9 protein-coding genes are annotated in these 10,775 nt (G+C 62.8%); 1 reads left to right on the top strand and 8 read right to left on the bottom strand.

What is annotated here, in order from left to right; translation table 11 throughout:
- From MOV63_RS12745 to MOV63_RS12710, 8 genes are all read right to left on the bottom strand, one after another.
- The coding region (locus tag MOV63_RS12745; RefSeq protein WP_247034053.1) for a hydantoinase/oxoprolinase family protein at positions 1–1,082 on the bottom strand (1,082 nt) is incomplete at its 3' end.
- On the bottom strand, positions 1,069–2,955 hold the full coding sequence (locus tag MOV63_RS12740; RefSeq protein WP_040124664.1) for a hydantoinase B/oxoprolinase family protein: 1,887 nt from the start codon (positions 2,953–2,955) through the stop codon (positions 1,069–1,071). The genes MOV63_RS12745 and MOV63_RS12740, both read right to left, overlap by 14 nt.
- Positions 2,955–3,959 (bottom strand): NADPH:quinone reductase, encoded by a 1,005-nt coding sequence (locus MOV63_RS12735; RefSeq protein WP_040124665.1) that lies wholly within the window; start codon positions 3,957–3,959, stop codon positions 2,955–2,957. Before MOV63_RS12735 ends, MOV63_RS12740 begins: the two co-directional genes overlap by 1 nt.
- 12 nt (positions 3,960–3,971) lie before the next feature.
- Complete coding sequence (locus MOV63_RS12730) at positions 3,972–4,955, bottom strand: ABC transporter ATP-binding protein (RefSeq protein WP_405029329.1); 984 nt, start codon at positions 4,953–4,955, stop codon at positions 3,972–3,974.
- Positions 4,956–4,957: 2 nt separating this feature from the next.
- Complete coding sequence (locus MOV63_RS12725) at positions 4,958–5,974, bottom strand: ABC transporter ATP-binding protein (protein ID WP_247034049.1); 1,017 nt, start codon at positions 5,972–5,974, stop codon at positions 4,958–4,960.
- The gene (locus tag MOV63_RS12720; protein WP_157885297.1) at positions 5,971–6,885 is read right to left on the bottom strand and encodes an ABC transporter permease; all 915 of its coding nucleotides are present in this window, start codon (positions 6,883–6,885) and stop codon (positions 5,971–5,973) included. The genes MOV63_RS12725 and MOV63_RS12720 overlap by 4 nt, the downstream gene beginning before the upstream one ends.
- Complete coding sequence (locus MOV63_RS12715; protein ID WP_040124667.1) at positions 6,878–7,855, bottom strand: ABC transporter permease; 978 nt, start codon at positions 7,853–7,855, stop codon at positions 6,878–6,880. Before MOV63_RS12715 ends, MOV63_RS12720 begins: the two co-directional genes overlap by 8 nt.
- Positions 7,856–7,975: 120 nt before the next feature.
- On the bottom strand, positions 7,976–9,628 hold the full coding sequence (locus MOV63_RS12710; RefSeq protein WP_247034047.1) for an ABC transporter substrate-binding protein: 1,653 nt from the start codon (positions 9,626–9,628) through the stop codon (positions 7,976–7,978).
- 285 nt (positions 9,629–9,913) lie between these two features.
- Between MOV63_RS12710 and MOV63_RS12705 the strand changes: the two genes are divergently transcribed.
- The gene (locus MOV63_RS12705; protein ID WP_040124670.1) at positions 9,914–10,714 is read left to right on the top strand and encodes an IclR family transcriptional regulator; all 801 of its coding nucleotides are present in this window, start codon (positions 9,914–9,916) and stop codon (positions 10,712–10,714) included.
- The last annotated feature ends 61 nt before the right edge of the window (positions 10,715–10,775 follow it).

The raw sequence follows: 10,775 nt of genomic DNA, 5'->3' as shown, positions 1-10,775 counted from the left end.
CGAGCACCGGCGCTCTGCGGGCCGACGGTCAGCGTGCCATCCGCCACCTTGGCGATCGAACCACCGCCGGCGCCGATCGTCACCATGTCGACCATCGGCAGCGGCAGCGGCCATTCGCCGACCTTGCCGTGTTGGGTGAGCCCGATCTTGCCATCCTTGATCAGGCAGATATCGGCACTGGTGCCGCCGATATCGACGGTGATGATATCCTTGATGCCGCAGGCGGCGGCAACTGAGCGCGCACCGACCACGCCGGCGGCGGGGCCGGACAGTGCCGTCAGCGCCGGAGCCTGGCGGATGGTGGCCGCACCGGCGACACCGCCATTCGACTGCATCAGCAGCAGCGGGGCTGTGACCTTCTCGTCCTCAAGCCGCTTTTCGAGGCGTCCCACATAGGTGGTGACGCCGGGCATGACGGTAGCGTTGAGCACAGTCGTCAGGGTGCGCTCGAATTCGCGCACGACAGGCAGAACGTCGGTCGAGGTGGTGACGGCGAGATGCGGCAGTTCTGCGCGAAGAATGTCCGCCGCGCGCTTTTCATGCACCGGGTTGGCAAACGCATGCAGCAGGCAGACGGCCACCGCCTCGACGTCCATTCCACGGATCGCTTCGGCCGCAATCCGCACGCTGTCCTCGTCCAGCGCGTCGAGCACCGCCCCGCCGGCAGCGATGCGCTCGTCGATCTCGACGATGCGCGATGCCGGCACGGGCCGCTCCGGCTTCACCCAGGTGTAAAGGTTCGCCTTGCGGGGAATGTCCTGGCGGCCGATGTTCAGCACGTGGCGGAAACCCTTGGTGGTGACCAGCGCCGTGCGGGCGCCCTTGTCTTCCAGGATCATGTTGGTCGCGACGGTGGTGCCATGCAGGACCTGGCCGAGCGATGAGGCCTCGCGGCCGGCATCGGTGAGCGCTAGCCGGATACCGTTCAGGAATGCCTCCGAAGGATCGGAGGGCACGCTCGGCGTCTTGGCCCGCCAGACCTTGCCGGTGGCGCGGTCGAGAAGGGCCACGTCAGTGAAGGTGCCGCCGATATCGACGGCGACGGAAAGGGACGTATCGACAAAGGTCTCAGGCGAGGACATCGACATACTCCTGACGATGGAATGCACGGGTGGCGGGGCGGTTGGCGCGAAGTGTGGCCGTAGCCGCGTGGTCAACCTTGGTGCCCTTCACGACAACGCCATAGAGGCGTTCGGCCGACTCGACACTGACGAAACCGCCGAGCACGTCTTCGAGAATGGCATCGAGATTACGGTCGAACGGATGGCCATAGCCGCCGCCCCCGCCGGTCTCCATGCGCAGCACGTCGCCCTTGACCAGCCGGTTGCCGTCCGAAAGCGGCGGAACCATGCGCTGGTCTGGCCGGCCTGGATTGATGGTGACGCGGCCGGTACCGCCACCCATGCCGCCATTGATGCCCCAGGGCGGGTTCTTGACGCTGTCGATGCGCACCGCAAGCATCATGTCTTCGGCAAGAATCTCGTATTCGCGGATGATGCCGCAGCCGCCGCGGAACTTGCCGGCACCACCGGAATCCTTGACGATGCCATAGGTGCGCAGGCGCACCGGATACCCGACTTCGAGGAACTCGACCGGATAGTTCTCCTGCGCCACGAAATAGACCGCGTCGATGCCATCCGAATCCGGCCGCGCGCCGTAACCGACGCCGATGCCATCGGCGAGCAGGAAGCGCTTCAGGTCGCCCGCGTCATCCTTGTAATTGCCGCGCATGATGGTGATGACATAGGCCGAATTGGAAGCCGGCGCCTTGCCGCCCGCCGTGTTGACGAGACCGTTGAGAGCCGACAGCACGCGCATCATGGTCAGGCCGCGCATACCGAGCGAGGCCGGGAAGTTCGGCTGCAGGAACGAGCCCTGGCGCAGGTTCACGGCATCCAGCGCCTGCGGGCCGCCGGCATTGCACACCTGGCCCGGATCGCCGCCGAGATAGAAGAGACCGAGCGCCATGCCCGGCACACCGCGGTTCATCAGGAAGTTGACCGGACCGGGCGCCTGATCGTCGGACTCGGTCGCATCGAACGTGAACTTGTCCTCGCCATTCGCCAGCTTCTCGCGGGTCAATGCGAGGCGCATCTTGAACGGGCCATTACCGTGGCCGTCGCTGTCGATCGCATCGGTGAATTTATGGGTGCCGTAGTCGAAGGTCTCCGCGAGCTTCGAGCGCACCAGCTTGCGGGTGCGGGTGAGCAGCTGCGCCAGCGCATCCTCCACAACATCGGAGCCGAAGCGGTCGAGGATCTCGCCGATGCGCTTGACGCCCACATCGACACTCGCCATCAGCGCCCGCATGTCGCCGATGCTCTGTTCGGGAAAACGGGAATTGCGATGGAAGATCGACAGCGTCGCCTCGTTGGTCACGCCCCCATCCATCAGCTTGGTGACCGGGATGATGATGCCTTCCTGATAGATGTCGGTCGCATCCGGGCTGATCGAGCCCGGCCGCATGCCGCCGATATCGGCGAAATGCGCCCAGCTCATCACGAAGGCGCAACGCTTGCCATCCTTGAAGACCGGCGCCAGCAAAACCTGGTCGTTGGAATGCGAAACCGCGCCGCGCGAGCCGTAGCAGTCATTGTACCAGTAGAGATCGCCGGGCTTCATCGTATCGGCCGGGAACTTGTCGAAGACCGGGCCGGTCATGTCGCCGAAGACAGGCACCATGGAACCGACCGCCATCACGCCTTCGCCGTCGAACAATGCCGTATAAAAATCCTTCTTCTCGCGAATGAAGGCGGAAATTGCGGTGCGCTCGAGCAGCGCTTCCATTTCCGACTGGGCGGCCGCGATGGCGCCGCGGATGATTTCGAGCGAGACGGGATCGCAGACGGCCCCTTCCGGTTTTACCGCCCTGGCGGGCGTGCTTTCGCTTTCCTTGGGATTGTACATCTTGGAATCCTCGTTGGATGCTGTGGAATGGATCGACCGGGGCCTCATCACGCGCCTCCGATCAGGACGACGACATTGCCGAGGCCACCGCGCTCGACGCGCTCATGGGCCTTGGCGATGTCTTCGAGGGGGAATGTCGCGCCGATGGCGACCTTGAGCCTGCCGGCATCGGCGAGCTCGGCGATCATCTTTTCACCCGCCAGCCGCTGATCCTCGGGGATCAGAAAACCCTGGATGAAGCGCAGGTTGGCGCCTTTGGCTGCGAAGGCGTAGTAGGGAAGCACAGGCGTCGGATTGCTGCTCGACGAATAGGAGGCAACAGTGCCGTTGCGTTTCAGGACGGCCGCGTCGAACTCCAGATTTGCGCCGAAATCGACCTCGACGACGCGATCGACGCCCTGTCCTTCGGTCAGTTCGAGAATACGAGCCGACACATCTTCCTGTTTGCGATCGATCGTTGCGAAGGCACCGGCTTGCCTCACGTGGGCCGCAGCTTCCGGCGTGCTCACCGTACCGATCACCCGCGCTCCACCGGCAACCGCCATCTGCACCGCAAAATGACCGACCGCACCGGCCGCACCGTTCACGAATATGGTCTGCCCGGTAACCGGGCCATCGGAGAAGACGGCGCGATAGGCGGTCATCGCCGGCACGCCGAGATTGGCGCCGTCGGCGAAACTCAAGGCATCGGCAAGTTTCACCGCCTGGTGGGAAGCGATTGCGATAAACTCGGCGGCGGTGCCGAACGCGCGGCCCGCTTCGCCATATCCGCCCTGGGCATTCCATATCCAGACCCGTTCGCCGATGCGCGCCGGATCGACGCCCGCCCCGGCGCCGACGATCTCGCCGGCACCATCCGTATGCGGAATGATCAGCTTGTGATCCATGCCCATGCCGCGCCAGCCGCCACGGCGTTTCACGTCGGCAGGATTGATGCCGGACGTATGCACGCGCACCAGCACCTCGCCGGGACCGGCGACCGGTGCAGCCATTTCGCCGACGGAGAGAACCTCCGCGGCGGGACCGGTGCGTGTGTAGGAAGCGGCGAACATCGATAACTCCAATCAGTACAGATGGCAGGCGACGGTGCGGGTTCCGACCGGCTTCGGCTGAGGTATCTCGGCCGCGCAGCGCGCATGGGCAGCCGGACAGCGGTCGCGAAACACGCAGCCGGAGGGTGGATTACGCGGGTCCGGCGCGCCGCGGCCGATCGGCAACGGCTCGTGGCTCTGGTCCGGATTGGGAACCGGCACGGCCGCGACCAGCGCTTTGGTATAGGGGTGCAAAGGTTCGCGAACGATATCCTCGGTCGGCCCGTCTTCCATGATCCGGCCGAGATACATGACGATCGTCCGCTCGCAGACGTAACGCACCAGCGCCAGATCGTGGCTGATATAGATCGCGGTCAGCCCCAGCCGGTCGCGCACATCGCGAAAAACGTTGAGCACGCCGGCGCGCACAGAGACGTCGAGCATCGAGACCGGCTCGTCGGCGACAACGAATTCCGGCTGCAGGATCAGCGCCCGCGCCATCACGACGCGCTGCAACTGTCCGCCGGACAGGTGATGCGGATACCGGTCGAGAAACTGCGCAGGCTCCGGCAGTTTCACCAGTTCGAGCGCCGTGATGATCCGGGCCTCGCGTTCGCGCTTCGGAATGGCGGCATTTTCCAACGGCTCGGCCAGCGTCTGGCGGATGGTGAACCGCGGATTGATCGCATCGAACGGGTTCTGGAAGATCAGCTGCGCCTTGGAGCGGAATTTCTTCAACCCGCTGCCGCGCACCGCGCCGATCTCCTCGCCGTCGAAATGGATTGTGCCGCCGGTCTTTTCTTCGAGCTTCAGCAGCAGCCGGCCCATCGAGGTCTTGCCGCAGCCGGATTCGCCCAGTAGGCCGACGCTTTCGCCGCGCCCGATATCGAAGCTGACGCCATCGACGGCTTTCACCACCGTCGACTTGCCGCGCATCGCCGCGAACGCACCGCCGACAGCATAATGCAGCTTGGCATCGAAGACCGAGACCAGAATATCCGGCCTTTTGGTGATCATGTTCATGCCGGGGCCATCCATGTCTCCGTCTTGGCGGCTTCGATACGCAAGGCAGCACTCTCGTTGGCGCGGTGGCAGAGCACCGGATGATCCGGCGCGACATCGATGACCGGCGGCTCGGTGCCGCAGATGTCGAGCGCGAAAGGACAGCGCGGCTTGAACCGGCAGCCGGCCGGAGGCGAGGCGAGGTTAGGCGGTGCGCCTTCGATCGGCGTCAGGATGCCGGAGGCGGCTCCTTGCAGATCCGGGAAGGCGTTGCGCAGGCCCATCGTATAGGGATGCGACGGCGCGGTCAGCGCCGCCTGCATCGTGCCGGATTCGGCGACCTTGCCTGCATACATGACGACGGTGCGGTCGCAGATATAGGCGACGACCGAGATATCGTGGGTGACGAGGATGACCGACACGCCAAGCCGCGTCTGCAGCTCCTTGAGCTGATCGAGGATCTGCCGCTGCACGATGACGTCGAGCGCCGTCACCGGCTCGTCGGCGATGATCAGCTTCGGATCGAGCGCTAAGGCCAGCGCGATCGCAACACGCTGGCGCATGCCGCCGGAGAACTGGTGCGGATAATCGTTCAGGCGATTGACATCGATGCCGACCATCTCGAACAGTTCCTCGGAACGGGCACGGGACTGTTTTCGACCCAGGCCGCCGCGGCGGCGCAGCACCTCGTCGAGCTGGTATTCGACCGTATAGACCGGATCGAGCGAGTTCATGGCGCTCTGGGGAATGAAGGCGATGTCGCGCCAGCGCAGCGCATTCATCTCTTTTTCGGGGATCTTTGCGAGATCCTTGCCGTCGAACAGGATCTGGCCACCGGTGATCGCCGCATTTTCGGCAATCACCCGCGTCAGTGCTCGGGCAACGGTGGTCTTGCCGCAGCCGGATTCGCCGACGAGGCCGGTGATCGAGCCGCGCGGAATGTCGAAGCTTGCGCCGTCCACAGCATGGACGAAATTGCGCCCCACCTGATAGCTGACCCGAAGATCTCTCACGGAAAGAAGGGGTTCGCTCATCGGCTCAACTTCGGGAAGAGGATGTTTTCATAACCGCGGGTGATGAAGAAGCCCGCGCTGACGACGAGGATGATGCAGATGCCCGGCGGCACGAACCAGTAGAAGGCCTGTTTGGCGAGCGCCTGGCTGGCAAACGCATCCTGCAGCATATAGCCCCAGCTGATCGAGTTGGGGTCCCCGAAGCCTAGGAAACTGATCGACGCTTCGGTCAGGATCGCCCAGCCGATGGCGATCGATCCGTAGAGGAAGGACAGCGGCAGGATATTCGGCGCGATATGGCGCAGGATGATCTTGAAATCGGAAGACCCCGCCACTCGCGCCGCCTCGACATAACCACGGGTACGCAACGTCAGCACCTGGCTGCGGATGACACGGGCGGTATCGCGCCACAGAACGAGCGCCATGGCGATCACCACGTTCCAGATCGACGGCCGCAGGAAGGCGGCAAGCACAATGACGAAGGGCAGGAAGGGAATGCCGAAGGCGATATCCGCAAGCCGCATCAGGATAGCATCCACCCAGCGGCCGAAATAACCGGCCACGAGGCCGATGATCGAGCCGATCAGTGCCACCATGAAGGCGGCGGTGATGCCGATCAGCAGTGCCGAGCGGCTGCCATAGACGAGTTGCGAGAAGATGTCCCGGCCGAGGCTGGTGGTTCCCATGATGAAACCATCTTGCCCCGGCCGGAGGTCCGCCGCGAGATCGTAGGCTGGCGTGTAGAGGATTTCGGTCGGGTCATGCGTGGCGATCTGATCGGCGAACACCGCAACGACGATGAACACCAGATAGATGAGAAGACCGGCGACCGCGAACGGGTCGTTCATCGGCAGTCTCAGCGCGCGAAACATCCGGGCAATAATATGGGGGCGTCTCGGCTTGATGATGGCGGGTGCGGCGATCTCAGGCATGGGAAATCCTTGGATCGAGGAAAGCATAGAGCAGGTCGGCGGCCAAATTCATGAAGATCACCACGAGCGCGATCATCAGGAAGGCGCCCTGCGCCAGCGGATAGTCGGAAGCGGCGACCGCGTTGACCAGTTCGCGGCCGAGGCCGGGCCAGGAGAATACCGATTCCACCACGACATTGCCCTGCAGCTGATAACCGACGGCGATCGCGAACGATGTCATCACCGGCAGCAGCGCGTTGCGGGCCGCATGACGCACCACCACCGTCCAGTTCGACAGGCCCTTGATGCGGGCCATGGTGACGAAGTCTTCCTTCATCACGTCGAGCATGTTGGAGCGCATCAGCAGAAGCGGCAGGCCCTGGCTATAGATCGCCAGCGTCGCCGCCGGCAGCGCCAGATGCGCCAGGAAGTCGCGCGAGGTATAGAGGTCGAGAAAGCCGGAATATTCGTTGCCGGGAGCGCGCGTGCCGCCCGCCGGCAGCCAGCCGAGCGAAAACGAGAAGATCGCCAGCATCACCATGCCGAGCCAGAATTCCGGCATGGCGCGGGTGGTCAGCACCAGCGGAATGGCCGCCTGCTCCACCCAACTTCCGCGGCGCCAGGCAAGATAGGCGCCGGCGAGAATGCCGAAGACATAAGCGACGATCAGCGAGGAAAATGTCAGGATCAGCGTGTTCGGCAACAGGATCCAGATGCGCTGGCCAACCGGCTCGCGGTAGCGAAAGCTCTGGCCGAGCTCGCCCTGCAGAAGATTGCCGAGATAGATCAGGTACTGGTGCCACAGCGGCTTGTCGAGGCCGAACTGGGCCATGAGCTGCTGCTGCTGCTCGAGCGTAAAGGTCGGATCGATATAAGCGGCCATCGGGTTGCCCGGCATCAGCCGGAACATCAGAAACAGGATGGTCACTACTGCCCATAAAACGAGAGCGAGCTGCAGCAACCTGCTGCCCACAGCCTTGAAATTCTTCATCTGAAAAAATTCCTTCTCTTGGCTCGGCGCCGCCTTGGGAGGACAAGGCGAGGCTGCCGATGTCAAGCGTCAGGCAAAAAGTGGAGGCGGCGCAGGGAGAACCCGCCGCCTCCGTGAAGATTACTTGGCGGCGATGGTTTCCTTGGCATCACCGGGATAGCGCAGCTTGCCGCCGTCCAGCGTATAGCCGGCATCCTTCAGGGTCTTGGCCGCAACGGCCTGACCGGTCTTGAAGCCATCGACGACCGACTTGTCATGCCAGAATTCGAGCGCCGGGGAGACGATCGAGTTGGAACCGACTGCGAAGCTCTTGTAGGCAGCCTTGACGATCAGCTGGCGGTCGACCGCTTCGGAAAGCGCGCGGCGGAAGGCCGGGTCATTGAAGGGCGGACGGCGTTCGTTGAAGGCGATGTAGCGGAAGCCCATGTCGACGGTGGAAACGACTTCCAGGTCGCCGTCCTTCTTGGCGGCGTCGATCAGCACCTGCGGATCGCCTGTGAACTCGCCCATGAAGTTGATTTCACCCGAGCGCAGCATGCCGAGTGCGGCTTCCGCGTTCGGTACGATACGCAGGATCCAGCGATCGACCTTCGGCGCGGCGAAGTGATCCTTGTTGGCGGCAAGCGTGACGGACTCGTTCTTCGCCCAGCTGGTGAACTTGAACGGACCGGAGCCGATCGGCATCTGCTCCTGATAGCTTTCCGCAGTCTCCGGCTTGGTGGCGAGATCCTTGAGGATCGGCTCCCAGATATGCTTCGGGATCAGGTTGACCTTGGCAAGGCTTGACGTAACGAAGGAGGCGGCCGGCTTCTTCAGCTTGAAGGTGATGACGTCGCCGCTGATGGCGATCGCATCGATATTCGTCGCGAAAGGCTTGTACATCGGGGCTTCGCCGCCGACTGCCGCTTCGAACGAGAACTTGACGTCATCAGGGGTGACCGGCTTGCCGTCATGCCATTTCATGCCGGACTTCAGCTTCACGTCGACCGTGGTGCCGTCCTTCCAGGTGAAGCTTTCAGCGGCCCATGCCTTCGGCAGGCCATCCGGACCGACACGCAGCAGGCGGTCCCAGACCAGTTCGGTGATCCATCTGTCGACGCTGCCCGAAATATAAAGCGGATTGATTGCCTTGATATTGTCGGACGAATTGATGATCAGGTCCTTCTTTGCACCCGCCGGCTCGATGCCGAGGAAGGTCCAGGTGTTGCGGATGCCGATGCCGCTCTGGTTGACGACCGATTCCGGCTTCCAGACGGTCTTGTCGAAAGCGAAGGTCGACTTCGGATGCACCAGCATCATGTAGGGCTGATCCTTGGAGAGGATCTCCTGCGCTTTGAAGACCAGCGCCTTGCGCTTGGCCGGATCGATCTCGCCGCGCTGGGCTTCGGCGGTCGCATCGTAATCCTTGTTCAGGTAGCCCGCGAAGTTGTAGCCATCCTTGGCGGTCGAAGAATGAAAGAGGTTGAAGATGAGCTCGTCCGGATCGGAGCGCTCAGGCCGGCCGACCATCTGCCAGGCAGTCGAGTCCCACTGGTCGCGCTTGTACCAGACTTCGTCGGACATCTGCTCCCAAGGGATCGCCCGGACTTCGACATCGAGGCCGAGCTTGCGCCATTCCTGAGCAATCAGCTGGACGGACTGGAATTCCGCCTGCTGGCCGGCCTGCGGACGGGACAGGATGGTGATCTTGCGGATCGGATCGCCGGCCCAGGCGGGCAGAGCGATGGCCGTTACCACAAGAGCTGCAAATGCACTTCTCAAAACGGACTTCATGATCGTTCTCCTCTGAATAGCTTGACTATTCTCTTTGTTGGCAAAGGGTTTTCTCCCTCCGCATCGCAAATCCGAAATCGGCCTTCGAACACGTTTCCCGCGCGTTCAATGCCGACACTCAATCCACAGAATAAATTCACGAGCGCCTTCGAAGGGTTTGCAACCCGGCTCTCAATGTTTTATTGTGTGAAACATCGTTTCGCATTGATGGCGAGTAAAACACATTCCAAGAAGATTGCAAGAAGCTTCAAGCAATCCAAATCACATGCCGGAGGAGACCATCCGATGACCGAACCAAAAGACTACAAGATCGCGGCCGTGGACCGGGCGCTCGCCCTTCTCGAAGCCCTCGCCGATCGTCCGGACCAGGGCGTGACCTCGCTTGCAAAATCGCTGGGGATGACCAAATCGCTGGTCTTCCGCCTGCTGCACACGCTGGAGGAACGCGGGTTCGTATCGCGCGATCCGGAGCGTGCCGAATTCTCGCTCGGCTACCGCATCGGGGTGCTTGGCGAGCGCCTTGGCAAGGACGGTGCCCTGCTTTACGCCGCCCGGCCCGTCATGGATGCGCTCCGCGACCAGACATCCGAGAACGTCAACCTTGTCGTGCGGGAAGGCCTGAAGACCTACGTTCTGGCGACCCGCGCCGGCCGCCATTCGATCCGGCTTTTTGCCCAGGCGGGACGCAATGGCCCATTGCATGCGGGCGGTGGTTCGCTGCTTCTGCTGGCTTACGCCGATCCCTCGGTCATCGATGCGGTACTTTCCCAGCCGCTCGAAGCCTTCACGCCCTACACAATCACCGACCGGGCGAAACTGCGCCAGGCACTCGAACGCATCCGCGCCAACGGCTACAATATCGTGCTCAACGATCTCGATGAAGGCGCCTTCTCCGTTGCCGTCCCGATCACCGGCGCCGACGGCACCATCATCGCCTCGATCTCGGTCGCTGGCGCTGTCGCCCGTTTCGACGAAGAGCGGCGCGAAAGCCATTTGAAGGCCGCCCTCGACGCCGCTGCGGAAATATCCGAGCGCCTTTCGATCCACGGCCCTGGCGAAAACGGCCTCGTGAAATCAAGGGCTTGAGGCTCGATCAAGCCGATCTCCAATCATCCGGAAATAGACGGGCGCTTTGGCGCCCGTTTTC

Origin of the sequence: Neorhizobium sp. SHOUNA12A, from assembly GCF_023006505.1 — a bacterium.
Lineage (GTDB): Bacteria > Pseudomonadota > Alphaproteobacteria > Rhizobiales > Rhizobiaceae > Neorhizobium.
This window is presented reverse-complemented; position numbering and strand designations above follow the sequence as displayed.

What these genes read in the sequence shown, in the direction of transcription:
- MOV63_RS12740 (WP_040124664.1), bottom strand. Translation starts at nt 2,955, where the DNA reads ATGAGGCCCCGGTCGATCCATTCCACAGCATCCAACGAGGATTCCAAG.
- MOV63_RS12735 (WP_040124665.1), bottom strand. Translation starts at nt 3,959, where the DNA reads ATGTTCGCCGCTTCCTACACACGCACCGGTCCCGCCGCGGAGGTTCTC.
- MOV63_RS12730 (WP_405029329.1), bottom strand. Translation starts at nt 4,955, where the DNA reads ATGATCACCAAAAGGCCGGATATTCTGGTCTCGGTCTTCGATGCCAAG.
- MOV63_RS12725 (WP_247034049.1), bottom strand. Translation starts at nt 5,974, where the DNA reads ATGAGCGAACCCCTTCTTTCCGTGAGAGATCTTCGGGTCAGCTATCAG.
- MOV63_RS12720 (WP_157885297.1), bottom strand. Translation starts at nt 6,885, where the DNA reads ATGCCTGAGATCGCCGCACCCGCCATCATCAAGCCGAGACGCCCCCAT.
- MOV63_RS12715 (WP_040124667.1), bottom strand. Translation starts at nt 7,855, where the DNA reads ATGAAGAATTTCAAGGCTGTGGGCAGCAGGTTGCTGCAGCTCGCTCTC.
- MOV63_RS12710 (WP_247034047.1), bottom strand. Translation starts at nt 9,628, where the DNA reads ATGAAGTCCGTTTTGAGAAGTGCATTTGCAGCTCTTGTGGTAACGGCC.
- MOV63_RS12705 (WP_040124670.1), top strand. Translation starts at nt 9,914, where the DNA reads ATGACCGAACCAAAAGACTACAAGATCGCGGCCGTGGACCGGGCGCTC.